Source organism: Kitasatospora sp. McL0602 (assembly GCF_052076145.1).
In the GTDB taxonomy this organism is placed as follows: Bacteria; Actinomycetota; Actinomycetes; order Streptomycetales; family Streptomycetaceae; genus Kitasatospora.
On record NZ_CP197246.1, the window covers coordinates 6,608,371 to 6,633,244 of the forward strand.

23 protein-coding genes and 1 riboswitch are annotated in these 24,874 nt (G+C 71.2%); of the genes, 21 read left to right on the top strand and 2 right to left on the bottom strand.

What is annotated here, in order from left to right:
- Positions 1-63: 63 nt before the first annotated feature.
- Positions 64-281: riboswitch (cobalamin riboswitch) on the top strand.
- Between the two features lie 30 nt (positions 282-311).
- Positions 312-1,439, top strand: a complete 1,128-nt coding sequence (locus ACR68M_RS30060; RefSeq protein ID WP_441247292.1) for a HoxN/HupN/NixA family nickel/cobalt transporter — start codon at positions 312-314, stop codon at positions 1,437-1,439.
- A 5-nt stretch (positions 1,440-1,444) separates the two neighbouring features.
- Here ACR68M_RS30060 and ACR68M_RS30065 read toward each other — a convergent pair whose 3' ends face one another.
- Positions 1,445-2,029, bottom strand: coding sequence for a TIGR00645 family protein (locus ACR68M_RS30065; protein ID WP_441247293.1), 585 nt, complete (start codon positions 2,027-2,029; stop codon positions 1,445-1,447).
- A gap of 242 nt (positions 2,030-2,271) precedes the next feature.
- On the opposite strand from ACR68M_RS30065, the gene ACR68M_RS30070 reads away from it, so the two are divergent.
- The 5 genes from ACR68M_RS30070 (at position 2,272) to ACR68M_RS30090 (ending at position 6,443) form a co-directional block, all read left to right on the top strand.
- A complete protein-coding gene (locus ACR68M_RS30070; RefSeq protein ID WP_441247294.1) occupies positions 2,272-3,378 on the top strand; it encodes a M24 family metallopeptidase in 1,107 nt (368 codons plus the stop codon).
- A gap of 67 nt (positions 3,379-3,445) precedes the next feature.
- On the top strand, positions 3,446-4,009 hold the full coding sequence (gene efp / locus ACR68M_RS30075) for an elongation factor P (protein WP_441247295.1): 564 nt from the start codon (positions 3,446-3,448) through the stop codon (positions 4,007-4,009).
- 4 nt (positions 4,010-4,013) lie between these two features.
- Complete coding sequence (nusB, locus tag ACR68M_RS30080; protein WP_441247296.1) at positions 4,014-4,454, top strand: transcription antitermination factor NusB; 441 nt, start codon at positions 4,014-4,016, stop codon at positions 4,452-4,454.
- Between the two features lie 137 nt (positions 4,455-4,591).
- On the top strand, positions 4,592-5,425 hold the full coding sequence (locus tag ACR68M_RS30085; RefSeq protein WP_441247297.1) for a thioesterase family protein: 834 nt from the start codon (positions 4,592-4,594) through the stop codon (positions 5,423-5,425).
- Between the two features lie 151 nt (positions 5,426-5,576).
- Complete coding sequence (locus ACR68M_RS30090) at positions 5,577-6,443, top strand: hypothetical protein (protein ID WP_441247298.1); 867 nt, start codon at positions 5,577-5,579, stop codon at positions 6,441-6,443.
- A gap of 54 nt (positions 6,444-6,497) precedes the next feature.
- Here the strand turns inward: ACR68M_RS30090 and bldD are convergent, their stop codons facing one another.
- Positions 6,498-7,001 carry a transcriptional regulator BldD gene (bldD, locus tag ACR68M_RS30095; protein WP_441247299.1) on the bottom strand — a complete coding sequence of 168 codons (504 nt, stop codon included), beginning with the start codon at positions 6,999-7,001 and terminating at the stop codon, positions 6,498-6,500.
- Between the two features lie 360 nt (positions 7,002-7,361).
- Here bldD and pyrR point away from each other — a divergent pair, with 360 nt between their 5' ends.
- The 15 genes from pyrR to ACR68M_RS30170 all read left to right on the top strand — a co-directional run bounded on the left by pyrR (position 7,362) and on the right by ACR68M_RS30170 (position 24,785).
- Positions 7,362-7,997 (top strand): bifunctional pyr operon transcriptional regulator/uracil phosphoribosyltransferase PyrR, encoded by a 636-nt coding sequence (gene pyrR / locus ACR68M_RS30100; RefSeq protein WP_441247300.1) that lies wholly within the window; start codon positions 7,362-7,364, stop codon positions 7,995-7,997.
- Complete coding sequence (locus ACR68M_RS30105; protein ID WP_441247301.1) at positions 7,994-9,298, top strand: dihydroorotase; 1,305 nt, start codon at positions 7,994-7,996, stop codon at positions 9,296-9,298. The genes pyrR and ACR68M_RS30105 overlap by 4 nt, the downstream gene beginning before the upstream one ends.
- Positions 9,295-9,870, top strand: a complete 576-nt coding sequence (locus ACR68M_RS30110) for a PH-like domain-containing protein (protein WP_441247302.1) — start codon at positions 9,295-9,297, stop codon at positions 9,868-9,870. The genes ACR68M_RS30105 and ACR68M_RS30110 overlap by 4 nt, the downstream gene beginning before the upstream one ends.
- Entirely contained in the window at positions 9,867-11,042 is a 1,176-nt protein-coding gene (gene carA / locus ACR68M_RS30115) for a glutamine-hydrolyzing carbamoyl-phosphate synthase small subunit (RefSeq protein ID WP_441247303.1), read from the top strand. The genes ACR68M_RS30110 and carA overlap by 4 nt, the downstream gene beginning before the upstream one ends.
- Before the next feature lie 3 nt (positions 11,043-11,045).
- Positions 11,046-14,354, top strand: a complete 3,309-nt coding sequence (carB, locus tag ACR68M_RS30120; RefSeq protein WP_441247304.1) for a carbamoyl-phosphate synthase large subunit — start codon at positions 11,046-11,048, stop codon at positions 14,352-14,354.
- An 84-nt stretch (positions 14,355-14,438) separates the two neighbouring features.
- Positions 14,439-15,533: a quinone-dependent dihydroorotate dehydrogenase gene (locus tag ACR68M_RS30125; RefSeq protein ID WP_441247305.1), complete on the top strand. Its 1,095-nt coding sequence runs from the start codon at positions 14,439-14,441 to the stop codon at positions 15,531-15,533.
- Between the two features lie 123 nt (positions 15,534-15,656).
- Positions 15,657-16,511: a dihydroorotate dehydrogenase electron transfer subunit gene (locus ACR68M_RS30130; RefSeq protein ID WP_441247306.1), complete on the top strand. Its 855-nt coding sequence runs from the start codon at positions 15,657-15,659 to the stop codon at positions 16,509-16,511.
- Positions 16,511-17,470, top strand: a complete 960-nt coding sequence (locus ACR68M_RS30135; RefSeq protein ID WP_441247307.1) for a dihydroorotate dehydrogenase — start codon at positions 16,511-16,513, stop codon at positions 17,468-17,470. Before ACR68M_RS30130 ends, ACR68M_RS30135 begins: the two co-directional genes overlap by 1 nt.
- Before the next feature lie 18 nt (positions 17,471-17,488).
- The gene (pyrF, locus tag ACR68M_RS30140; protein ID WP_441247308.1) at positions 17,489-18,325 is read left to right on the top strand and encodes an orotidine-5'-phosphate decarboxylase; all 837 of its coding nucleotides are present in this window, start codon (positions 17,489-17,491) and stop codon (positions 18,323-18,325) included.
- Positions 18,326-18,580: 255 nt separating this feature from the next.
- Positions 18,581-18,907, top strand: a complete 327-nt coding sequence (gene mihF, locus ACR68M_RS30145; RefSeq protein WP_441247309.1) for an integration host factor, actinobacterial type — start codon at positions 18,581-18,583, stop codon at positions 18,905-18,907.
- Between the two features lie 60 nt (positions 18,908-18,967).
- Positions 18,968-19,525, top strand: a complete 558-nt coding sequence (gene gmk, locus ACR68M_RS30150; protein WP_441247310.1) for a guanylate kinase — start codon at positions 18,968-18,970, stop codon at positions 19,523-19,525.
- A 73-nt stretch (positions 19,526-19,598) separates the two neighbouring features.
- Complete coding sequence (gene rpoZ, locus ACR68M_RS30155) at positions 19,599-19,865, top strand: DNA-directed RNA polymerase subunit omega (protein WP_030240625.1); 267 nt, start codon at positions 19,599-19,601, stop codon at positions 19,863-19,865.
- A 172-nt stretch (positions 19,866-20,037) separates the two neighbouring features.
- The gene (gene coaBC, locus ACR68M_RS30160) at positions 20,038-21,255 is read left to right on the top strand and encodes a bifunctional phosphopantothenoylcysteine decarboxylase/phosphopantothenate--cysteine ligase CoaBC (protein WP_441247311.1); all 1,218 of its coding nucleotides are present in this window, start codon (positions 20,038-20,040) and stop codon (positions 21,253-21,255) included.
- Positions 21,256-21,422: 167 nt separating this feature from the next.
- Positions 21,423-22,631: a methionine adenosyltransferase gene (gene metK / locus ACR68M_RS30165; protein WP_441247312.1), complete on the top strand. Its 1,209-nt coding sequence runs from the start codon at positions 21,423-21,425 to the stop codon at positions 22,629-22,631.
- A gap of 90 nt (positions 22,632-22,721) precedes the next feature.
- Entirely contained in the window at positions 22,722-24,785 is a 2,064-nt protein-coding gene (locus ACR68M_RS30170) for a primosomal protein N' (protein WP_441247313.1), read from the top strand.
- Positions 24,786-24,874: the final 89 nt, after the last annotated feature.

Consider the following 24,874-nt stretch of genomic DNA (forward strand, 5'->3'; position numbering starts at 1 on the left):
CGAGCGGTGCGATTCACACACCTGCGCAGGTGTGCAGGCTTGCAGCTGATGCTCGGTCACCCCTACGGTGGTGCACGCCGTGGTGCTCGGGAAGACCGGTGACAGGCCCCCAGGGGTCTCAGCCCGGAGCGGCCCTCGCCACTGTGATCAGGTAGTGCTCGCACCATCCCCACCCCGCCCAGGGTCAGGGGGGTCACTGGCCGTCGTGAGGCGGCTGGGAAGGCCGGGTGCGGGCGCATCGACCTGTCAGCCAGGAGACCGGCCACGGCACTTCACGAAGTGATCCACGAGGTGTTGGAGCGTGACCGCAGATGACCCTGCCCGAAATCAGTGCTGCCCCGAGACTCATACCGGGCCGTGAGGCCACCGGCTTCCGCTGGAAGCGCGAGGACACCGTCCGTACCGCCGGGCTGATCGCCGTGATCCTGCTGATGCACGTGCTGGCCTTCGGCACGCTGTTCTTCCTGGTGGTGCCCGCGAACTACAAGGTCGGCACCCAGGTCTTCGGTGTCGGCCTCGGGATCACCGCCTACACCCTGGGCATGCGGCACGCCTTCGACGCCGACCACATCGCGGTGATCGACAACACCACCCGCAAGCTGATGGCGGACGGCAAGCGCCCGGTCTCGGTCGGCTTCTGGTTCGCCCTCGGCCACTCCTCGATGGTCGTGGTGATGGCCGGCCTGGTCGCCGGGGGAGCGGCCCTGGCGGGGACGCTGATGAACGACGAGTCCACCACGCACAAGGTGCTCGGCCTGATCGGCACCACCACCTCCGGCGCCTTCCTCTACCTGATCGCCGCCCTCAACCTGGCGGCACTGACCGGCATCCTGCGGGTCTTCCGGGCGATGCGGGCGGGCCAGTACGACGAGGCGGAGCTCGAGCAGCACCTCAACTCGCGCGGCATGATGAACCGCATCCTGGGCCGGGCCACCCGCTCGATCACCCGCCCGGGGCAGATGTTCCCCGTCGGCATGCTGCTGGGCCTGGGCTTCGACACCGCGACCGAGGTCACGCTGATGGTGATGGCCGGCTCCGGCGCCGCCGCCGGGCTGCCCTGGTACGCGATCGTCTGCCTGCCGCTGCTCTTCGCGTCCGGGATGAGCCTCTTCGACACCCTCGACGGCACGTTCATGAACTTCGCCTACCAGTGGGCGTTCTCCAACCCCGTCCGGAAGGTCTACTACAACCTCACCATCACCGGGCTGTCGATCGCGGTGGCCTTCGTCATCGGCACCATCGAGCTGGTCGGCGTCGCCCACGAGAAGTTCGGCCTCACCGACCCGGTGACGGGCTGGGTCGCCGAGCTGAGCCTCGACAACGTCGGTTTCGCGATCGTCGGCCTCTTCGTGGTGGTCTGGGCCGCAGCCCTGGCCTACTGGCGGCTGGCCAAGGTCGAGCACCGCTGGTCCGCCAAGGGCGCGGTCGAGGAGCAGTAGCGGCGTCAGTGGCCGGTGGCTGCGGCCTGCTCCGGGAGCGGCTGGGCGGCGGGCTGGGCCGGGTGGCCGTGGTGGGGCTGGTCCAGCGGCCCGGCCATGAAGGCGAGGATCGCGGCGGAGCAGATGAACGCCATGTGGATCACCGTGCCCCAGAGCAGGGAGTCGCGCGGGGTGTGCTGCACGTTGACGAACATCTGGAGCAGGTGGATCGAGGAGATCCCGACGATCGCGGTGGCCAGCTTGACCTTCAGCACGTTGGAGTTGACGTGCGAGAGCCACTCCGGCTGGTCCCGGTGGCCCTGGAGGCCGATCCGGGAGACGAAGGTCTCGTAGCCGCCGACGATCACCATGATGAGCAGGTTGGCGATCATCACCACGTCGACCAGGTTCAGCACGGTGAGCATCACCTGGCTCTCGCCGACCTCCCCGCTGATCACCTCGGAGATCAGCCGCCAGAGCTCGTGGAAGAACTGGACGACGTACACGCCCTGCGCGGCGACCAGCCCGAAGTAGAGCGGGGCCTGGAGCCAGCGGCTGGCGAAGAGCGCATAGCCGAGCGACGGGGCACTGGGGGCGCCCGGTGCGTTCACTTTGAGTGACCGGGTCATGCCATAGACGGCCAAGGGAGGTACTCCAGGAGCGGGGTCGACGGGGGAGGGCCCGGATGTCGCCGTACGGGTGGCAGGGCCTCCGCCATTCTGCGCCAACTGGGCTGAGCTGGTGAATCCCTGACACCCGGTCAGCCCAATAGCCGGACGATATGACTCCGACCGCCGCGCCGTCGGTCCGCTCCGACGGGCAGGAGGCGGCCACCCTCCGTAGGCTCGGTGGCATGGCTGATGCGTACGCGGTCCGGCGTGAGCGCCTGAGGGAACACTGCAGTGCGTCGGGGGCCGACGCCTCGCTGGTCACGCGCGCTGCGAACGTCCGCTATCTCACCGGCTGCGCGCCCTGCGGCGCGACGCTGCTGCTGACCCGCGAGCGCGCCGTGCTCGCCCTCCCGGACGACCTGCCGCCCGACGACACCGGCGAGCACCTGGTCGACCCCAGCACCTCCCAGCTGCCGGTGCCCGGCGGCGGCGACACCGCGCTCGCCGCCGCCGAGGCCGCGACCCGGCTCGGGGTGCGCGATCTGGCGGTCGAGGAGCACGACCTCACCGTGCTGCGGCACCGGGCCGTCGGCCGGCTGGCCCAGGGCATCCGGCTGCTGGATCTCGGACAGGCCGTCGAGCGGCTGCGGGTGGTCAAGGACGAGCACGAGATCGCCGACCTGCGGATCGCCGCCGAGATCGCCGACCAGGCGCTCGGCGAGCTGCTGGAGTCGATCCTGGTCGGGCGCACCGAACGGCACCTGGCGATGGAGCTGGAGCGCCGCATGATCGACCACGGCGCCGACCGGGCCGCCTTCCCGGTCTCCGTCGGCACCGGCAGCCACTCCGGCCAGGAGAGCCACCAGCCGACCGACCGCCGGGTCGAGGAGGGCGACTTCCTCACCGTCGTGCTCGGCGCGATGTACCGGGGGTACGGCGTCTCGACGGCCCGGACGTTCGTGATCGGAGCGGCTCCCGCCCCCTGGCAGGTCGAGCTGCACCGCCTGGTCTTCCGCGCCCAGCGGGCCGCCCGCGAGACGCTCGCGCCGGGCGTGGCACAGCACGCACCCGACCAGGCGGCCCGGGAGATCCTCCAGGCGGCAGGCCATGCGGAGGGCTCTGTGCACCCGCTCGGACACGGGATCGGACTGGAGGTCAGGGAGGCGCCGCGCCTCGGCCCCGCGGACATGGGTAAACTGGACAATCGCGTGCCGGTAACCGTCGGCCCAGGGGTGCACATCCCGGGGAAGGGCGGGGTCCGGATCGAGGACACCCTCGTGGTGCGCCCTCTCGAAGAGGGCGGGCCCGAGCTGCTCACCATCACCACCAAGGAGCTCCTCGCCCTGTGACCCGCTGCTGCGGGAGCAGGCCGCACCCCTTGGTTCCTTGACAGCTATATCAGGAGTAAGTGCGCCCGTGGCTTCCACGAACGATCTCAAGAACGGCATGGTCCTCAAGCTGGACGGGGGCAAGCTGTGGTCCGTCGTCGAGTTCCAGCACGTCAAGCCCGGTAAGGGCCCGGCCTTCGTGCGCACGAAGCTCAAGGAGGTCCTGACCGGCAAGGTCGTCGACAAGACCTTCAACGCCGGCACCAAGGTCGAGACCGCCAGCGTCGACAAGCGTGGGATGCAGTTCTCCTACATGGACGGCGAGCAGTTCGTGTTCATGGACACGGACACCTACGACCAGATCATGGTCGGCCGCGACGTCGTCGGCGACGCCGCCAAGTTCCTGCTCGAGGGCTTCGAGGCCCTGGTCGCGATGTACGAGGGCGCTGCCATCTACATCGAGCTGCCGGCCTCCGTCGAGCTGGTCATCTCGCACACCGAGCCCGGTGTCCAGGGCGACCGCTCCACCGGTGGCTCCAAGCCCGCCACCCTGGAGACCGGTGCCGAGATCGCCGTCCCGCTCTTCATCGTCACCGGTGAGAAGATCAAGGTCGACACCCGCGACGGCAGCTACCTCGGCCGGGTGAAGTAAGTCCGTGTCAGCTGCACGTAGCAAGGCCCGTACCAGGGCCTTCCAAATCCTTTTCGAGGCCGACCATCGTGGTGTCGACCCGCAGCGGGTACTCGCTGACTGGGTGGGCCGCGCGCGCGACCCGAAGCCGGACGAGGGCACGCCGCAGGTGGGCGAGTACACCATGCAGCTGATCGAGGGGTACTGCCAGTACGCCCGTCGGATCGACGAGCTGATCTCCCAGTACGCCGTCGGCTGGACGCTCGACCGGATGCCCGTGGTGGACCGCAACGTCCTGCGGCTCGGCGCGTACGAGCTGATCTGGGAGGACGGCGTCCCGGACGCGGTCGTCGTGGACGAGGCCGTCGAGATCGCCAAGGAGTACTCCACGGACGACTCCCCGGCCTTCGTCAACGGTCTGCTGGCGCGCTTCATGGAGCTCAAGCCCTCCATCCGCCGGGCCTGACCAGCCCCGCACTCGACATCGAAGGCCGCCCCGCCCCGGGGCGGCCTTCGCGCGTACCAGGGGGCTCCCGTGCGCGGCGGGCTCTGGCGTATGTTGGCTACTGACCGGTAACCGTTGGAGTGAAGGGCGTACCACCCATGACCACCGCGATCCGCAGTGAGTTCGACCAGGGCATCGCCCTCACCCCCGCCCAGGGCGGACCGGGCCGCTACGACGGCGAGCTCGACCCCGGCTGGCAGATCGGCGGCGGCATCAACGGCGGGCTGCTGCTGGCCGTCGCGGGCCACGCCCTCTCGCTCCGGCACGGCGCCGCCGGACACCCCGACCCGGTCTCGATCAGCGGTTACTACCTCTCCGCCGCCCGCTCCGGCCCGGTCGAGGTGCACACCGACGTGGTCCGCGAGGGCCGCAGCCTCTCCACCGGTGCCGCCTCGATGTACCAGGACGGCGAGGAGCGCCTGCGCGTCCTCGCCACCTACGGCGAGCTCTCCGCCGAAGGCAGCGACATCCGCACCAGCGCCCGCCCGCCGCAGCTGCCGCCGCCCGAGAAGTGCATCGGCATGGAGCACGCCCCCAAGCAGCTGATCGAGCAGGCCGCCCTGCTCCAGCGGCTCGACCTGCGGCTCGACCCCGCGACGGTCGGCTGGGCCGTCGGCCAGCCCTCCGGCGAGGGCCGCATCCAGGGATGGTTCAAGCTCGCCGACGGCCGCGAGCCCGACCCGCTGATGCTGCTGCTCGCCGCCGACGCCCTGCCACCCGTCACCTTCGACCTCGGCCTCCCCGGCTGGGCGCCGACCATCGAGCTCACCGTCCACCTGCGGGCCCGCCCCCGCCCCGGCTGGCTCCTCGTCAGCCACGCCACCCGCAACCTGGCCGACGGCTACTTCGAGGAGGACGCCGAGATCTGGGACGACTCCGGCCGCCTCGTCGCGCAGTCCCGCCAGCTGGCCAGAGCCCCCCGGGCCCGGTAGCAGCACGTCCGGGCGGGCTCGGCACGTGGATCGGTATGTCACGTTCAGTTACAGGCCTGTGACATCTGGTACGTGTGCGGCCGTCGGGGGAGGGGAGGAAGAGGGGCAGCGGCCCTGACGCCGCACCTGCCGAGCCACCCAGGAGCCACCGATGCCTCGCAACGGCCGCAACCCCCGCACCTCCCGCTGCGCCGCCCCCGCCGGGGCAGCCCGCCGCGAGGACCAGGCGTTCCTGACCGGCATCCTGACCAGCGCCGAGGACTTCGCCCAGGCCCGCCCCTGGCGCCTCGCGGACGCCCCGGACTACGACAGCTACCTGCTCGACACCGCCGTGCTGCTCGCCGAGGCCCAGCGGGCCTTCGGCGCGGTGCAGGCGCGGATGTTCCACCCGGGGGACTTCGCCGACTTCTGCCTGCTGCACCGCCTCGACCCGGCTGAGCAGACCTCCCGGGACCGCTACCTCGTCAACCCGGCGCTCCAGACTCAGCTGCTGACCTACCAGGGCGAGGAGCTGGTCGGCGACTTCATCCCGCGCCTCGTCCGGGCCCGGGAGAGCGGCCTGACGCTCTGCCACGCCGACCTGCTGCTCGACGGCGGGCTGCTCGGCCTCGAGGAGCGGCAGCAGTCGGCCGTCCGGCAGGCGTACCAGCGGGGTGCCGAGATCTTCCGGCGGATGCTGGTCGGGGCCGGGTACGGGGTGTTCCAGTTCCGCTGCTCGGTCGAGGCGCCGGGCGGGCGGCTGGAGGCGGAGGCGCGCATCCTGCACTGGGAGGACGGCGTCGTACGGCTCAACGACGAGGACCTCGACCTGGTCTGCGCCGTGCTCTGCGCGGGGTTGGCCCGCGAACTGCCGGGCTTCGCGCTGCTGGCCGGCTCGCAGGGCGGCGCCGGGGCCTGCGGGGAGTACCGGCAGGTCGCCTGGGCCTGGGAGAGCGCCGGACACGACTACACCCCGGCGGCGGCCGACCTCGGGGAGGTCGGCGCGCGGCCGGGGTTCAGCCTGGGCACGGTCTGCTGAGAGTGCCCAGGGGTGGCGAAGAGCGGGCGTGACGTTTCTGCAATTCGCAGAAGGTCAGTTCACGTCCTCGTCACGGACGGCGCGGCGGGCGTCCGGGTTGAGCACGCCCCAGCTGATCAGCTGCTCGGTGAGGATGGACGGCGACTGGTCGTAGATCACGGCCAGCGTGCGCAGGTCGTCCTGGCGGATCGACAGCACCTTGCCGTTGTAGTCACCGCGCTGGCTCTGGATCGTCGCGGCGTAGCGCTGCAGCGGGCCGGCCTTCTCGGAGGGGACCTGAGTCAGTCTCTCCAGGTCGAGCACCAGGCGCGGCGGCGGCTCGGCCGCGCCGCCCGGGGTGCCGCCGGGCAGCAGCTCCTGAACAGGGACGCCGTAGAACTCCGCGAGCTCGGCCAGGCGCTGCACCGTCACTGCACGGTCGCCGCGCTCGTAGCTGCCGACCACGACCGCCTTCCAGCGCCCCTGGGACTTCTCCTCGACGCCGTGCAGGGAGAGCCCCTGCTGTGTGCGGATCGCTCGGAGCTTGCCCCCGAGTTGCTTCGCGTAGTCGCTGGACATTGGTCTCCCCGGACGAGATTTCGCGTTGAGTGTGGTCACGAGCCCCGGCGGTGGGTTGACCGCCGACCGCCGTGCTACCGGTGGGTTGGACGGCTGTCTCGTAACTCACTGTGAGGTTACGTAGAGTGAGGTAGTTGCGTCAAGCCGAATGGGGCAGTCGTGCGAATAGCCTGCGCCGTTCACCCCAGCTGTCACCGACGCGCCGCGTTGACCTGCGGTTGTCACCGGGCGGAGCGGTATGGCATCAGTGCTGGTCATCGCACTGTTAGGATGGGCACGGCTTCCGGCGCGACCGGTGGCCAACCCCCAGACATCCTTTAAGGCCCGTCCCGTGAGGCGGGGAAGGAGGTCGGCTTCGGCATGACCACACGCATTGACAATATGCGTCCACCGCACCAGGTGCTGGACGCCACCGACGTCGCCCGGGTCATCACCCGGATCGCCCACGAGATCGTGGAACGCGCCAAGGGCGCGGAGGACGTCGTCCTGCTCGGCATCCACACCCGCGGTGTCCACCTCGCCCGCCGCCTGCACGACAAGCTCGCGCAGATCACCGGCCGCGACATCCCGCTGGGCACCCTGGACATCACGATGTACCGGGACGACCTCCAACTCAAGCCCGCCCGTGCCATGGAACACACCGAGATACCGCCCTGCGGGATCGAGGGGAAGCTGGTCGTGCTGGTCGACGACGTGCTCTTCTCCGGCCGCACCATCCGCGCCGCCCTGGACGCCCTCAGCGACATCGGCCGGCCGCGCGCCGTGCAGCTCGCCGTCCTGGTCGACCGCGGGCACCGCGAACTGCCGATCCGCGCCGACTACGTCGGCAAGAACCTGCCGACATCGCTGCGCGAAGCGGTCCAGGTACAGCTCTCCGATATCGACGGACGCGATGCTGTCCTGGTGGGCGACCGCGACTACGCGGCCCGCTCCTCCCAGGCCCTCGCCGCAGACCAGCACGCCGCCAAGACCGACCACCCGGAGAACAACCTGTGAGCAGCTACCTCATCCGCAACGCCCAGATCCTGGGCGGCGCCCCGCAGGACATCCTCGTCGACGGCGGCGTCATCCAGCAGATCGGCCCCGGCCCGACGGTCGAGGCGGACATCGACATCGACGCGACCGGCCTGATCCTCCTGCCCGGCCTGGTCGACCTGCACACTCACCTGCGCGAGCCCGGCAAGGAGGACGCCGAGACCGTCCTCACCGGCACCCAGGCCGCCGCCAAGGGCGGCTTCACCGCCGTCCACGCGATGGCCAACACCACGCCGGTCGCCGACAACGCCACCGTCGTCGAGCAGGTCTGGCAGCTCGGCCGGGACTCCGGCTACTGCGACGTCCACCCCGTCGGCGCCGTCACCGTCGGCCTGGAGGGCAAGGAACTCGCCGAGCTCGCCGCCATGCACGGCTCCGCCGCCGGCGTCCGGGTCTTCTCCGACGACGGCAAGTGCGTCGACGACGCCGTGCTGATGCGCGCCGCCCTGGAGTTCGCCAAGAGCGTCGACGGCGTCGTCGCCCAGCACGCCCAGGAGCCGCGCCTCACCGAGGGCGCCCAGATGAACGAGGGCACCGTCTCCGCCGAGCTCGGCCTCGGCGGCTGGCCCGCCGTCGCCGAGGAGGCGATCATCGCCCGCGACGTGCTGCTCGCCGGCCACCTCGGCGCCCGGCTGCACGTCTGCCACCTCTCCACCGTGGGCTCCGTCCGGATCGTCCGCTGGGCCAAGTCCCAGGGCTGGGACGTCACCGCCGAGGTCACCCCGCACCACCTGCTGCTCACCGACGAGATGGTCCGCTCCGGCGACCCGGTCTTCAAGGTCAACCCGCCGCTGCGCACCGAGACCGACGTGCTGGCCCTGCGCGAGGCGCTGGCCGACGGCACCATCGACGCCGTCGCCACCGACCACGCGCCGCACCCCGACGCGGACAAGGACTGCGCCTGGGCCGTCGCCGCGATGGGCATGGTCGGCCTGGAGACCGCGCTGTCGGTCGTCCAGCAGACCATGGTCGACACCGGCCTGATGAACTGGGAGGGCGTCGCGGACCGGATGTCGCACCGCCCGGCCCGGATCGGCCGGCTGACCGGCCAGGGCCGCCCGATCGCCGTCGGCGAGCCCGCCAACCTGGTGCTCTTCGACCCCGCCCACCGCTCGGTGGTGGACGCCGCCACCTTCGCGACCCGCAGCCGCAACACCCCCTTCCGGGGCCTCGAACTGCCCGGCCGGGTGCACGCCACCTTCCTGCGCGGCATGCCCACCGTGCTGGCGGGCGAGCTGGTCGACCAGGGTGATCTCTCGTGAGCACCACGGAGCTGGCCCAGGGGTTGGCGCAGGAACAGGCCAAGGTCACCGACTGGCCCGGCTACATCGGCTCGGCGGTCGGGCTGCTGATCGTGATCGGCCTGGTCTACTGGCTGATGCGCCAGGGCTGGAACTGGCGCCGCACGCTCCAGTCCCACATCCCCGAGCTGCCCGCCGTCCCGGCCGACCCGGGCGAGGCGCTGCTCACGGCCTCCGGCCGCTACCACGGCACCACCACCGCCGGGAACTGGCTGGACCGGGTCGTCGCGCACGGCCTGGGCACCCGCAGCCTGGCCGAGCTGACCCTCACCGAGCAGGGCCTGCTGGCCCGCCGCCCCGGTGACACCGACCTGTGGATCCCCGCCGGGCAGCTGACCGGCGCCCGGCAGGACTCCGGCATCGCGGGCAAGGTCGTCCCGGCCGGGCTCCTGGTCGTCACCTGGACGCACCATGGCACGGCGCTGGATTCCGGCTTCCGGGCCGACCACCCTGATGAGCACGCCGCCTGGGTCGCGGCGGTCGATGCTCTCGTGACACGTACGACGATGAAGACGGAAGAGGCCGCCCAATGACCGCACCTGCCCCCACCACACAGCGCCTCAGGCGGGAGCGTGTGCCTGCCGTGCTCGTCCTGGAGGACGGCCGGACCTTCCGCGGCCAGGCGTACGGCGCCGTCGGCGAGACGTTCGGCGAGGCCGTCTTCAACACCGGCATGTCCGGCTACCAGGAGACGCTGACCGACCCCTCGTACCACCGCCAGGTGGTCGTGATGACCTTCCCGCACATCGGGAACACCGGCGTCAACGACGAGGACCCGGAGTCGCAGCAGATCTGGGTCGCCGGGTACGTCGTCCGTGACCCCTCCCGGGTCTCCTCCAACTGGCGCTCGCAGCGCTCGCTCGAGGACGAGCTGACGGCGCAGGGCATCGTCGGCATCAGCGGCGTCGACACCCGCGCGCTCACCCGCCACCTGCGCGAGCGCGGCGCGATGCGCGTCGGGATCTTCTCCGGCCCCGAGCTGGACGACCCCGCCGTGCTGCTCTCCCGGGTGCAGGCCGCCCCGGAGATGAAGGGCGCCGACCTGTGCGCCGAGGTCGCCACCAAGGAGACGTACGTCGTCCCGGCGATCGGCGAGAAGAAGTTCACCGTCGCCGCGCTGGACCTCGGCATCAAGGGCATGACCCCGCACCGGATGGCCGAGCGCGGCATCGAGGTGCACGTCTTCCCCGCCAACTCCACGCTGGACGAGCTCTATGCCGTCGCGCCCGACGGGGTGTTCTTCTCCAACGGCCCCGGTGACCCGGCCACCGCCGACCACCAGGTCGCCGTCGCGCAGGGCGTGCTGGAGCGGAAGACGCCGTTCTTCGGCATCTGCTTCGGCAATCAGATCCTGGGCCGCGCGCTCGGCTTCGGGACGTACAAGCTCAAGTACGGCCACCGCGGCATCAACCAGCCGGTGCAGGACCGCACGACCGGCAAGGTCGAGGTCACCGCGCACAACCACGGCTTCGCCGTGGAGGCACCGCTGGACAAGGTGAGCGACACCGCGTACGGCCGCGCCGAGGTCAGCCACGTCTGCCTGAACGACAGTGTGGTCGAGGGGCTCCAGTGCCTCGACACGCCCGCTTTCAGCGTGCAGTACCACCCGGAGGCAGCTGCCGGTCCGCACGACGCGGCCTACCTCTTCGACCGCTTTGTCGACCTGATGGCCGGCGCCCCGGCCCGCACCACCGCAGGGAGCTGACCCGTGCCGAAGCGCACTGACATCAAGTCCGTTCTGGTGATCGGCTCCGGCCCGATCGTGATCGGCCAGGCTGCTGAGTTCGACTACTCGGGCACGCAGGCGTGCCGGGTGCTGCGGGCGGAGGGCCTGCGGGTCGTCCTGGTGAACTCCAACCCCGCCACGATCATGACCGACCCGGAGATCGCCGACGCGACATACGTCGAGCCGATCACCCCCGAGTTCGTCGAGAAGATCATCGCCAAGGAGCGCCCCGACGTCCTGCTGCCCACGCTGGGCGGCCAGACGGCGCTGAACACCGCGATCTCGCTGCACGAGAACGGCACCCTCGCCAAGTACGGCGTCGAGCTGATCGGCGCCAACGTCGAGGCGATTCACAAGGGTGAGGATCGGCAGCTGTTCAAGGGTGTCGTGGAGGCGGTGAACGCGAAGATCGGGCATGGTGAGTCGGCGCGTTCGGTGATCTGTCACACGATGGACGAGATCATGGCGGGGGTGGAGACCCTCGGGGGTTACCCGGTGGTGGTGCGGCCGTCGTTCACGATGGGTGGTGCGGGGTCGGGTTTCGCGCATGACGAGGAGGATCTGCGGCGTATCGCGGGTCAGGGTCTGGCGTTGTCCCCGACCACGGAGGTGCTGCTGGAGGAGTCGATCCTGGGGTGGAAGGAGTACGAGCTGGAGTTGATGCGCGACCGCAACGACAACGTCGTGGTGGTGTGCTCGATCGAGAACTTCGACCCGATGGGTGTCCACACCGGTGACTCGATCACCGTCGCCCCGTCGATGACGCTCACCGACCGGGAGTACCAGACGCTGCGGGACATCGGCATCGCGATCATCCGCGAGGTCGGTGTCGACACCGGCGGCTGCAACATCCAGTTCGCGATCAACCCGGTCGACGGCCGGATCATCGTGATCGAGATGAACCCCCGGGTGTCCCGCTCCTCCGCGCTGGCCTCCAAGGCCACCGGCTTCCCGATCGCCAAGATCGCCGCGAAGCTCGCCGTCGGCTACACGCTCGACGAGATCCCCAACGACATCACCGAGAAGACCCCGGCCTCCTTCGAGCCGTCGCTGGACTACGTTGTCGTGAAGGTCCCGCGGTTCGCGTTCGAGAAGTTCCCGAGCGCCGACGCCACCCTGACGACCACCATGAAGTCCGTCGGCGAGGCGATGGCGATGGGCCGCAACTTCCCCGAGGCGCTGAACAAGGCGCTGCGCTCGCTGGAGAAGAAGGGCTCGCAGTTCACCTGGACCGGCGACCCGGGCGACAAGGCCGAGCTGCTGACGCTGGCGCAGGTCCCGACCGACGGCCGGATCAACACCGTGATGCAGGCGATCCGGGCGGGCGCCACCCCCGGGGAGGTGTTCGAGTCCACGAAGATCGACCCGTGGTTCGTCGACCAGCTGTTCCTGATCGACGAGATCGCCACCGAACTCGCCGACGCCGAGCGCCTGGACCCGGAGCTGCTGCGCCACGCCAAGCGGCACGGCTTCTCCGACCTGCAGATCGGTGAGATCCGCGGCCTGAAGGCCGACGTCGTCCGTGAGGTCCGCCACGCGCTCGGCATCCGGCCGGTGTTCAAGACCGTCGACACCTGCGCCGCGGAGTTCGCCGCCAAGACCCCGTACTTCTACTCGTCCTACGACGAGGAGTCGGAGGTCGCGCCGCGTTCGAAGCCCGCCGTGATCATCCTCGGGTCGGGGCCGAACCGGATCGGGCAGGGCATCGAGTTCGACTACTCGTGCGTGCACGCCTCCTTCGCGCTCTCCGAGGCCGGGTACGAGACCGTCATGGTCAACTGCAACCCGGAGACCGTCTCCACCGACTACGACACCTCCGACCGGCTCTACTTCGAGCCGCTCACGCTGGAGGACGTGCTGGAGATCGTGCACGCCGAGAAGGCGGCCGGGCCGCTCGCCGGTGTCATCGTGCAGCTGGGCGGGCAGACCCCGCTGGGTCTCGCGCAGGCGCTCAAGGACAACGGCGTGCCGATCGTCGGCACCCAGCCCGAGGCGATCGACCTGGCGGAGGAGCGCGGCGCGTTCGGCCGGGTGCTGCGCGACGCCGGGCTGCCGGCGCCCAAGCACGGCACCGCGTTCTCCTTCGACGAGGCCAAGGCCATCGCGGACGAGATCGGCTACCCGGTGCTGGCCCGGCCGTCCTACGTCCTCGGCGGACGCGGGATGGAGATCGTCTACGACGAGCCGTCCCTCGCCTCCTACCTGGAGCGGCACGCCGGCCTGATCTCCGAACACCCCGTCCTCATCGACCGGTTCCTCGACGACGCGGTCGAGATCGACGTCGACGCGCTCTACGACGGCACCGAGCTCTACCTCGGCGGCGTCATGGAACACATCGAAGAAGCCGGCATCCACTCCGGCGACTCCGCGTGCGCCCTGCCCCCCATCACCCTGGGCGGCTACGACATCAAGCGGCTGCGCACCTCCACCGAGGCGATCGCGCGTGGTGTCGGGGTGCTCGGTCTGATCAACATCCAGTTCGCGATGTCCGGGGACATCCTCTACGTGCTGGAGGCCAACCCCCGCGCCTCGCGGACCGTGCCGTTCACGTCCAAGGCCACCGCCGTGCCGCTCGCCAAGGCCGCCGCCCGCATCTCGCTGGGTGCGACCATCGCCGAGCTGCGCGCGGAGGGGATGCTCCCGGCGGAGGGCGACGGCGGGACGCTGCCGGCGGACTGCCCGATCTCGGTGAAGGAGGCGGTGATGCCGTGGTCCCGGTTCCGGGACATCCACGGGCGTGGTGTGGACACGGTGCTGGGGCCGGAGATGCGGTCCACCGGTGAGGTGATGGGCATCGACACCGTCTTCGGGACCGCGTATGCGAAGGCGCAGTCGGGTGCGTACGGGGCGCTGCCGACCAAGGGCAAGGTGTTCGTGTCCGTCGCCAACCGCGACAAGCGCAACCTGGTGTTCCCGGCGCGGGCGCTGGTCGAGCTGGGCTTCGAGATCCTCGCGACCTCCGGCACGGCCGAGGTGCTGCAGCGTGGCGGTATCCCGTCGACGGTGGTGCGCAAGCACTCCGAGGGCCCCGGCCCCAGCGGTGAGCGCACCATCGTGCAGCTGATCCACGACGGCGACGTCGACCTGATCATCAACACCCCGTACGGCACCGGCGGACGCCTGGACGGCTACGAGATCCGCACCGCCGCCGTCTCCCGCGGCGTCCCCTGCCTCACCACCGTCCAAGCCATGGGCGCCGCCGTCCAAGGCATCGACAACCTTCTGCGCGGCGAGGTCGGTGTGATGTCGCTGCAGGAGCACGCGGCGATCATCAACGCAGGCCGCAAGTAGCACGACCCTAGTGGGGGGCACCGAGCTCTGGTGCCCCCCACATCCATGCCCGTTGCCGTGTTGGGTGCCAGGGAGGCTTCCGCTTTGTACAAGCTGCTGTTCGATCTCGTCTTCAAGAAGATGGACCCCGAGAAGGCCCACCACCTGGCCTTCTTCTGGATCCGGCTGGCCGCTTCGGTGCCCGGTCTGCGTCAGCTGGTGAAGCTGGTGCTGGCGCCGCAGGACCGCGCGCTGCGGACGACCGCGCTCGGGCTGGACCTGCCGGGGCCGTTCGGGCTCGGGGCCGGGTTCGACAAGAACGGCGTCGGGATCGACGGGCTGTCGATGCTCGGCTTCGACTTCGTGGAGATCGGGACGATCACCGGTGAGCCGCAGCCGGGCAACCCCGAGCCCCGGCTGTTCCGCCTGGTCGAGGACCGCGCGCTGATCAACCGGATGGGCTTCAACAACCAGGGCTCCGAGCGGGTCGCCGCCCGGCTGGCCGCCCGTGCACACACCAGCAACACCCCGGTCATCGGCATCAACATCGGCAAGACCAAGCTCGTCGAGGAGGCCGACGCGACGGCCGACTACGTGAAGAGCGCCGAGCGCCTCGCCCAGTACGCCGACTACCTGGTCGTCAACGTCAGCTCGCCGAACACCCCCGGCCTGCGCAACCTCCAGACCGTCAGCACGCTCGGCCCGCTGCTCTGGGACGTCCGTCAGGCCGCCGACCGGGCCACCTCGCACCACGTGCCGCTGCTGGTCAAGATCGCCCCCGACCTGGCCGACGAGGACATCGACGAGATCGCCGACATGGCCCTCCACCTGGGCCTGGACGGCATCATCGCGACCAACACCACCATCGGCCGGGACGGCCTGAAGGAGTCGGCCGAGCGGGTCGAGGAGATCGGCATGGGCGGCCTCTCCGGCGCCCCGCTCAAGCAGCGCTCGCTGGAGGTGCTGAAGCGCCTGCGCGCCCGTACCGAAGGCCGGCTGACGCTGATCGCCGTCGGCGGCATCGAGACCGCCGACGACGCGTGGGACCGGATCGTCCACGGCGCGGACCTGGTGCAGGGCTACAGCGCCTTCATCTACGAGGGGCCGTTCTGGATGCGGCGGATGCACAAGGGCCTCTCGGCCCACCTGCGGCGCAGCGGCTTCCGCACCATCGCCGAGGCGGTCGGCTCCGCGAAGTAGCTGGGCGCAGCCGGCCGGCCCCCGCGCCCCTGGGGGAGCCCGTCGCGTGGATATGACAGGTGCCGTACCGGTTTGGGAGAGTTCGGAGCGCAAGGCGTACAGGCCGGCCGAGAGGTGAACGAGATGGCCCACCCAGTCCAGACCGATGCCGAGGTGCTCTCCCGCACCGTTGAGGGCGCGTACCACCGGTTGGTGCTGCGGGCGCCCGAGGCGGCGCGGAGAGTGCGGCCGGGGCACTTCGCGACCTTGGCCGTGGGTGGGGCCGGCTCGTCGATGCTGCTGCGGCGGGCCTTCTCGATCCATCGGGCGGATGCCGAGGCCGGGACGGTCGAGCTGGTGGTCGCCGAGTACGGCGAGGGCACCAGGGAGCTCGTCCGGGCCCGGGAGGGTGAGCGGTTGAGCCTGATCGCGCCGCTCGGCACGCCCTTCCCGCTGCCGGAGGGGCCGGTCAGTGCGCTGCTGGTGGGTGGTGACTACGGCAGCGCGCCGCTGTTCGCCCTCGCGGAGGAGATCAAGCGGCGGGGCGGCCAGGTCGGTTTCATCCTGGGCGCCGTGACCGCCGACCGGCTGTACGGGGTCGAGCAGGCCCGCGCGCTGACCCAGGACGTGCTGGTCGTCACCGAGGACGGCTCGGCGGGCCTGCCGGGCCGCGCCACGGACCCGCTCGCGCAGGCGATCTCGGCGATCGGCGCGCAGGTGGTGCACGCCTGCGGGCCGATGCCGATGCTGCGGGCCGTCAGCGCGATCGCCCTGGAGGCGGGCGCCCGCTGCTGGACGGCGGTGGAGGAGTCGATGGCCTGCGGGGTCGGCATCTGCATGACCTGTGTCCTGCCGGTGGTCGGCGAGGACGGCGTCAGCCGCTTCGTCCGCTCCTGCACCGACGGGCCGGTCTTCGACGGTGCGAAGGTCCGCTGGGCCGACATCGGCACCGTCCCGGACGATCTGGAAGGCGCCGCCGCGATGGGAGTGAGCAGCTGATGGAGCCGCAGGACGTCGACCTCAGTGTGCCGTTCGGCCCGCTCACGCTGCCGAACCCGCTCACCACCGCCTCCGGCTGCGCCGGGTACGGGCGGGAGCTGGCCAAGTTCGTCCCGCTGGACGAGCTGGGCTCCGTCACCACCAAGACGATCATGGCCCAGGCCCGCTCCGGCCTGGCCACGCCCCGGATGGCGGAGACCCCCTCGGGGATGCTCAACTCGATCGGGCTGCAGGGCCCGGGGATCGCCGCCTTCGTCAAGCACGAGCTGCCCTGGCTGGCCGAGCGCGGAGCCCGGGTGCTGGTCTCCGTCGCGGGGGAGCGGCTGGAGGAGTTCACCGAGGTCGCCGGGCAGCTGAACGGGCAGCCCGGGGTGATCGGGCTCGAACTCAACATCTCCTGCCCGAACGTCGCCGACCGGGGCCTCGTCTTCGGCCGCAACCCGGCGACCTCCTACGACGTCGTCCGGGCGGTGCGCGCCGTCACCGACGCCGGGCTGCCGGTCTACGCCAAGCTCTCGCCGGACGTCACCTCGATCACCGAGATCGCCGCCGCCTGCGTGGAGGCCGGCGCGGACGGCCTCTCCATGATCAATACGACCCTGGGCCTGGCCGTCGACCTCGACACCGGCCGCCCGGTGCTGGCCGGCGGCACCGGCGGCCTCTCCGGGCCCGCCGTGCGGCCGATCGCCGTCCGCTGCGTGTACCAGGTGTACGCGGCGATGGCCGCCGGCCGCATCCCGCACGTGCCGATCCTCGGGATGGGCGGCATCCGCACCGGCCGGGACGCCCTGGAGTTCGCGATGGCCGGCGCGGGCGGCCTGGCCGTCGGCACCGTCCTCTTCAACGACCCGGCCGCACCGCTGCGCATCCTCGACGAGCTGCGCGGCGAGCTGGCGGCCCGGGGTTTCGCCTCGTACACCGACGCAGTGGGGCACGCCCACCGCGCCACCACCGACTGAACCGACTGAAAGGCTCCCATGACTCCCGCTCCCTTCGGTGCCCGTCTGCGCCACGCCCTCGACACCCGTGGGCAGCTCTGCGTCGGGATCGACCCGCACGCCTCGCTGCTGGCGGCCTGGGGGCTCGGCGACGACCTCGCCGGGCTGGAGAAGTTCAGCCGCACCGTGGTCGAGGCGCTGGCCGGGGAGGTGGCCGTGCTGAAGCCGCAGGCCGCCTTCTTCGAGCGTTTCGGCAGCCGGGGCATCGCCGTGCTGGAGCAGAGCGTGGCCGAGGCCCGTGCGGCGGGCGCGCTGGTCGTGATGGACGCCAAGCGCGGCGACATCGACTCGACCATGGCCGCCTACGCCGAGACCTTCCTCTCGCCCGGCAGTCCGCTCTTCTCGGACGCGCTCACCGTCAGCCCCTACCTGGGCTTCGGTTCGCTCCAGCCCGCGATCGATCTGGCTCGCAAGAGCGGCGCCGGGCTGTTCGCGCTCGCGCTGACCTCCAACCCGGAGGGCCACGAGGTGCAGCGGGCCGTCGGGGCGGACGGCGAGAGCGTCGCGCAGAACATCCTGCGGCGGCTGGCGGCGGAGAACGAGGGCGCGGAGTCGCTCGGCTCCTTCGGCGCGGTGGTCGGCGCGACGCTGGCCGAGGCCGGGGTCGACCTCGCCATCAACGGCCCGCTGCTGGCCCCCGGGGTCGGCGCGCAGGGGGCGACGGCCGCCGATCTGCCCCGGGTGTTCGGGGCCAGCGTGCACAACGTCGTACCCAGCGTGAGCCGGGACGTCCTCAAGCACGGGCCCTCGGTGGCGGCGCTGCGGGCCGCTTCGGCGCGCTTCGTCGAGGAGATCGGCGCCGTACTGGCGAAGTGAGCGGCGTCACACTTGGCGTCAGACTCGGTAGATTTGCCCTGATAGGTCCTGGTCGGCCCCGGCTGACCAGGACTTTTCGTGTTCTTTTCCTGACGCGGCGGCTCAAGTTGGGTAGTGTCCGGCGGTAGGTCATCGAAGGGCGGCGCACACCGTTGCTCTTGCAGGTCAGAGCCGTTGGGTTCCCCTGCAGTCGGTGTTCCTGGCACCAAACCAGTCATAGCTCATCCCTTCCTTCCACACCCCGAGGTGAACGGCGTGGCTCTTCCGCCCCTTACCCCTGAACAGCGCACCGCGGCGCTCGCCAAGGCTGCTGATGCTCGCCGGAAGCGCGCCGAAATCAAGAACAAGCTGAAGCACGCCGGCGCCTCTCTCCAGGACGTCATCAAGGCGGGCAAGACCGACGACGAGGTCATCGGCAAGATGAAGGTGTCGGCTCTGCTCGAGAGCCTTCCCGGCGTGGGCAAGGTCCGCGCCAAGCAGATCATGGAGCGTCTGGGGATCAGCGAGAGCCGCCGTGTGCGGGGTCTCGGGACGAACCAGATCGCCTCGCTGGAGCGGGAGTTCGGGACGACCGCGTCCTGAATCGCTGCCGAACCGGCCCCCGTGGTCCCCGGATCGTCCGCGATCCGGGATAATCGGTGCATGAGTGAACGTCCGCGGCTGACCGTGCTCTCCGGCCCTTCGGGGGTCGGCAAGAGCACGGTCGTCGCTCATATGAGGCAGCAGCATCCCGAGGCATGGCTCTCGGTGTCGGCGACGACCCGCCACCCGAGGCCCGGCGAGCAGCACGGGGTCCACTACTACTTCGTCGACAACGACGAGTTCGACAAGCTGATCGCCAACGGCGAGCTGCTGGAGTGGGCCGTCTTCGCCGGCAACCGGTACGGCACGCCGCGCCAGGCGGTGCTGGAGAAGCTGGAGACCGGCGTCCCCGTCCTGCTGGAGATCGATCTCCAGGGTGCGCGGCAGGTGCGCGAGTCGATGCCCGAGGCACTGCTGGTCTTCCTGGGCCCGCCGAGCTGGGACGAGCTGGTCCGCCGGCTCACCGGCCGGGGCACCGAGTCGCAGGACGTGATCGACCGGCGCCTGGAGGCGGCGAAGATCGAGCTGGCGGCCGAGAGCGAGTTCGACACGACCCTTGTCAACCACTCGGTCGAGCAGGTAACGGGCGAGCTGCTAGCCTTGCTCGGTGTAGCCTGACCTCTTCACTGCGCGTAACAACGCAGATGATCTGATCAGTTCCTTTTTTGCCACCTTTTCGGAAGGTTTCAGCGTGTCCTCTTCCATGACCGCGCCCGAGGGCATCATCAACCCGCCGATCGATGAGCTGCTCGAGGCCACCGACTCGAAGTACAGCCTGGTGATCTACGCGGCCAAGCGCGCGCGTCAGATCAACGCGTACTACTCGCAGCTCGGCGAGGGTCTGCTTGAGTACGTCGGCCCGCTGGTCGACACCCACGTGCACGAGAAGCCGCTGTCGATCGCGCTCCGCGAGATCAACGCCGGCATGCTCACGGCCGAGGCCATCGAGGCTGCCTGATCGTCGTCGTCAGGGCCCGTCGGAATTCGTTCCGGCGGGCCTTTTCGTATTTGTGCCCGGTGTTCCCGGGTGTGCGCCGGGCCACAGTGCGTCCTGAAGCTGATGCGCCGTAATGTTGCGGTGAGCCCGACCAGAGCTCGACCGGAGCTCGACCGGAGGAGAAGGACGAAGCATGAGTACGGACCGGCCCGACGCACCCCGTGTCGTCCTCGGCGTCAGCGGCGGGATCGCCGCGTACAAGGCGTGCGAGCTGCTCCGTCGCCTCACCGAATCCGGGCACCGGGTGACGGTCGTGCCGACGGCCGCCGCGCTGCACTTCGTCGGCGAGGCGACCTGGGCCGCGCTGTCCGGCCGCCCGGCCGCCGTCGAGACCTGGGAGAGCGTGCACGAGGTGCCGCACGTGCGGATCGGGCAGACCGCCGACCTGGTCGTCGTCGCCCCCGCCACCGCCGACCTGATGGCCAAGGCCGCCCACGGCCTGGCCGACGACCTGCTCACCAACACGCTGCTCACCGCGCGCTGTCCGGTCGTCTTCGCCCCCGCGATGCACACCGAGATGTGGGAGCACCCCGCCACCCAGGAGAACGTCGCCACCCTGCGCCGCCGGGGCGCGATCGTGCTGGAGCCCGCCGTCGGGCGGCTCACCGGTGTCGACACCGGCAAGGGCCGGCTGCCCGAGCCCGCCGCGATCTTCGAGGCATGCCGTCGGGTCCTCGCCCGGGGCGTACAGGCGCCCGACCTGGCCGGTCGGCACGTGGTGATCTCCGCCGGTGGCACCCGCGAGCCGCTCGACCCGGTCCGCTACCTGGGCAACAACTCCTCCGGCAAGCAGGGCTACGCGCTCGCCACCACCGCCGCCGCCCGGGGGGCCCGCGTCACGCTGCTCTCCGCCAACGCGACCCTGCCGGACCCGGCCGGGGTCGATGTGGTGCACGTCTCCACCGCGCTGGAGCTGCGCGAGGCCGCGCTGAAGGCGGTGGCCGACGCCGACGCGGTGGTGATGGCCGCGGCCGTCGCCGACTTCCGCCCCGCGGAGTACGCCTCCGGAAAGATCAAGAAGGTGGACGGCGTCGACCCCGCGCCCGTCGCCCTCGTCCGCAACCCCGACATCCTCGCCGAGCTCTCCGCGCACCGCGCGCGCCCCGGCCAGCTGGTGGTCGGCTTCGCCGCCGAGACGGACGACGTGCTCGCCAACGGCCGGGCCAAGCTCGCCCGCAAGGGCTGCGACCTGCTGGTCGTCAACGAGGTGGGCGCAGGTAAGGCCTTCGGGCGGGACACCAACGAGGCGGTGCTGCTCGGCGCCGACGGCAGCGAGACCGAAATCCCGGACGGACCCAAGGAATCACTGGCCGAGACGGTCTGGGACGCGGTCGCCGCCCGCCTGGCCTGAGCCGTCACGTGGGGCGGGTCACGTCTCACGGAAATGACCAAGGTGCAAGAAGGAGTGCCGCAGGCAGGTACCTGCCCGTTACACTCCACAGCATCAAGTCTTTCCGGATGCCCAGGGGACTGCCCTGGGCGTTCAGTCAGCAGCCGCTGCAACCATCAGGGAGCGCTGTGTCTCGCCGCCTGTTCACCTCGGAGTCCGTGACCGAGGGACACCCCGACAAGATCGCTGACCAGATCAGCGACACCATCCTCGACGCTCTCCTCAAGGAGGACCCGACCTCCCGGGTCGCCGTGGAGACGCTCATCACCACCGGCCAGGTGCACATCGCCGGTGAGGTGACGACGAAGGCGTACGCGCCGATCGCGCAGCTCGTGCGCGACAAGATCCTCGAGATCGGCTACGACTCGTCGAAGAAGGGCTTCGACGGCGCGTCCTGCGGCGTCTCGGTCTCGATCGGTGCGCAGTCCCCGGACATCGCGCAGGGTGTCGACACCGCGTACGAGGCCCGGGTCGAGGGCGACGAGGACGACCTCGACAAGCAGGGTGCCGGCGACCAGGGCCTGATGTTCGGCTACGCCAGCGACGAGACCCCCGAGCTCATGCCGCTGCCGATCACGCTGGCGCACCGCCTCGCCAAGCGCCTCTCCGAGGTCCGCAAGAACGGGACCATCCCGTACCTGCGCCCGGACGGCAAGACCCAGGTCACCATCGAGTACGACGGCGACAAGGCCGTCCGCCTCGACACCGTCGTGGTCTCCTCGCAGCACGCGAGCGACATCGACCTCGACTCGCTGCTGACCCCGGACATCCGCGAGTTCGTCGTGGAGCCGGAGCTCAAGGCGCTCGCCGACCAGGGCATCAAGCTCGTGACCGAGGGCTACCGCCTGCTGGTCAACCCGACCGGTCGCTTCGAGATCGGCGGCCCGATGGGCGACGCCGGCCTGACCGGCCGCAAGATCATCATCGACACCTACGGCGGCATGGCCCGCCACGGCGGCGGCGCCTTCTCGGGCAAGGACCCGTCCAAGGTCGACCGCTCGGCCGCCTACGCGATGCGCTGGGTCGCCAAGAACATCGTCGCCGCCGGGCTCGCCCGCCGCGCCGAGGTCCAGGTCGCCTACGCCATCGGCAAGGCCGAGCCCGTGGGTCTGTTCGTCGAGACCTTCGGCACCGAGACCGCGCCCGTCCTGGACATCCAGAAGGCCGTCAGCGAGGTGTTCGACCTCCGTCCGGCCGCGATCATCCGCGACCTCGACCTGCTGCGCCCGATCTACTCCAAGACCGCCGCGTACGGCCACTTCGGCCGCGAGGACGCCGACTTCACCTGGGAGCGCACCGACCGCGCCGAGGCTCTGAAGAAGGCCGTCAAGGGCTAGGTTCCACATAGGTTCCGCATCCGAACGGCGGTCACCCCCTGGTGGGGGTGGCCGCCGTTCGGTGTCGGTGGGGTAGGGGAGACTGGGGCCGTGAGCAGCAGCGGAGATGGTGAGCAGCTGGCCTTCATCCGGGAGACGGTCCGGAAGGCCAAGCCCCGGACGTGGCGCGGCGCGCAGCTGGCCGAGGAGCTGCCGGTCGCCCGCGTGGTGGTCGACAAGGGTCTGCTGCACCTCGACCAGTTCTTCGACTACGCGGTGCCCGCGACGATGGCCGAGGAGGCCCGCCCCGGTGTGCGGGTGCGGGTGCGCTTCGGCGCCCGGGTGGTGGCCTCCGGGCGGCGCGAGGGCGGGGAGCTGCACGACGGCTTCGTCGTCGAGCGACTGGCCGAGAGCGACTACAAGGGCCCGCTCGCCCCGCTCGCGCAGGTGCTCTCGCCCGAGCCGGTGCTGACCCCGGAGCTGCTGCGGCTCTGCCGCACCGTGGCGGACCGGTACGCGGGCTCGCTGGCCGACGTGCTCCAGCTCGCGGTGCCGCCCCGGCACGCCAAGGCCGAGGCCGAGCCCTCCCCGGCGCCGCTGCCGCCGCCCGCCGCCCCCGAGCCCGGCAGCTGGCAGCGCTACCCACAGGGCCCCGACTATCTGGCGGCGCTCGCGGCCGGTGGCGCGCCCCGCGCGGTCTGGTCCGCGCTCCCCGGCCCGACCTGGCCGGAGGAGATCGCCCGCGCGGTCGCCGCCACGCTCGCGGGCGGGCGCGGCGCGCTGGTCGTGCTGCCCGACGGCAAGGCGGCGGCTCGCGTGGACGAGGCGCTGACCGGGCTGATCGGCCCCGGTCGGCACGCCACCCTGTCGGCCGACCTCGGCCCGAAGGAGCGGTACGGCCGCTGGCTCGCCGCCAGCCGGGGCTCGGTGCGGGCAGTGATCGGGACGCGGGCGGCGATGTTCGCCCCCGTACGTGATCTCGGCCTGGTCGTCATCTGGTCCGACGGCGACGGCAACCACAGCGACCCGCGCGCCCCGCACCCGCACGTCCGCGAGGTCGCGCTGCTGCGGGCCGCCGACGAGGGCGCGGGCGTGCTGCTCGGCGGTCTCTCGGTGACGGTCGAGGCGGCGCAGCTGCTGCGCACCGGCTGGGCCCGGCCGCTGGCCGCCGAGCGGGAGACCGTCCGTGCGGTCGCTCCCCGGGTGCGGACGGTCACCGACCTCGACCAGGGGCGGGACGCCGCCGCGCAGACCGCACGGCTGCCGCGCCCCGCCTGGGAGGCCGCGCGGGACGCGCTGGCGAGCGGGCCGGTGCTCGTCCAGGTGCCCCGGCGCGGCTACGTGCCCCGGCTGGCCTGCGCCCGGTGCCGGACGCCCGCGCGGTGCCGGCACTGCGTCGGGCCGCTGGAGGCGCAGGGCGCGGGCGCGGTGCTGGCCTGTGCCTGGTGCGGGCAGGCGGAGGGGGAGTGGCACTGCGTCGAGTGCGGCTCGTTCCGGCTGCGGGCGCAGGTGGTCGGCGCCAAGCGGACGGCGGAGGAGCTGGGGAAGGCGTTCCCCCGGGTGCCGGTGCGGACGTCCGGGCGCGATGCGGTGCTCGCCGTGGTGAGCGGGGAGCCGGCGTTGGTGATCGCGACGCCGGGTGCCGAGCCGGTCGCCGAGGGCGGCTATGCGGCGGCGCTGCTGCTCGACGGCTGGGCGCTGCTCACCCGGCCCGATCTGCGGGCCGGGGAGGAGACGCTGCGGCTCTGGACGGCTGCAGCCTCGCTGGTACGCCCCGCCGGGGAGGGCGGGACGGTCGTCGTGGTGGCCGAGCCGACCGCCCGGCCGGTGCAGGCGCTGGTCCGCTGGGATCAGGCCGGGCACGCGGCGCTCGAACTGGAGGAGCGGGCCCAGCTGCACTTCCCACCGGTCTCCCGGATGGCCTCGCTCACGGGCGCCCCGCACGCCGTCGCCGACCTGATCGCGTTGGCCCGGCTGCCGGAGGGGACGGACGTGCTGGGGCCCGTGCCGGTGCCGGGCGGACGCGGCGAGGAGGTCGAGCGGGCACTGCTGCGGGTCGCTCCCGGCCAGGGCGCAGCGCTGGCGGCCGCCCTGAAGGCGGCCCAGATCGCGCGGATCGCACTCCGGACGCCGGACGTGGTGAAGATCCGGATCGACCCGACGGACATCGGCTAGTGGGCAGAGGCGCGGGGCCATGCTTGATCTACTGCGTGCACGAGTACGGAAGGTGCGGCCCCGTCTCTCCCGTTTCGTGCACGCAGTAG

Bases quoted from the DNA above. Each gene is read 5' to 3' on its own strand.
- pyrR (WP_441247300.1), top strand. From the start codon at position 7,362: ATGACCACACGCATTGACAATATGCGTCCACCGCACCAGGTGCTGGAC.
- ACR68M_RS30090 (WP_441247298.1), top strand. From the start codon at position 5,577: ATGCCTCGCAACGGCCGCAACCCCCGCACCTCCCGCTGCGCCGCCCCC.
- ACR68M_RS30130 (WP_441247306.1), top strand. From the start codon at position 15,657: ATGGCCCACCCAGTCCAGACCGATGCCGAGGTGCTCTCCCGCACCGTT.
- ACR68M_RS30070 (WP_441247294.1), top strand. From the start codon at position 2,272: ATGGCTGATGCGTACGCGGTCCGGCGTGAGCGCCTGAGGGAACACTGC.
- carA (WP_441247303.1), top strand. From the start codon at position 9,867: ATGACCGCACCTGCCCCCACCACACAGCGCCTCAGGCGGGAGCGTGTG.
- coaBC (WP_441247311.1), top strand. From the start codon at position 20,038: ATGAGTACGGACCGGCCCGACGCACCCCGTGTCGTCCTCGGCGTCAGC.
- bldD (WP_441247299.1), bottom strand. From the start codon at position 7,001: ATGTCCAGCGACTACGCGAAGCAACTCGGGGGCAAGCTCCGAGCGATC.
- ACR68M_RS30135 (WP_441247307.1), top strand. From the start codon at position 16,511: ATGGAGCCGCAGGACGTCGACCTCAGTGTGCCGTTCGGCCCGCTCACG.
- ACR68M_RS30060 (WP_441247292.1), top strand. From the start codon at position 312: ATGACCCTGCCCGAAATCAGTGCTGCCCCGAGACTCATACCGGGCCGT.
- ACR68M_RS30085 (WP_441247297.1), top strand. From the start codon at position 4,592: ATGACCACCGCGATCCGCAGTGAGTTCGACCAGGGCATCGCCCTCACC.
- gmk (WP_441247310.1), top strand. From the start codon at position 18,968: ATGAGTGAACGTCCGCGGCTGACCGTGCTCTCCGGCCCTTCGGGGGTC.
- pyrF (WP_441247308.1), top strand. From the start codon at position 17,489: ATGACTCCCGCTCCCTTCGGTGCCCGTCTGCGCCACGCCCTCGACACC.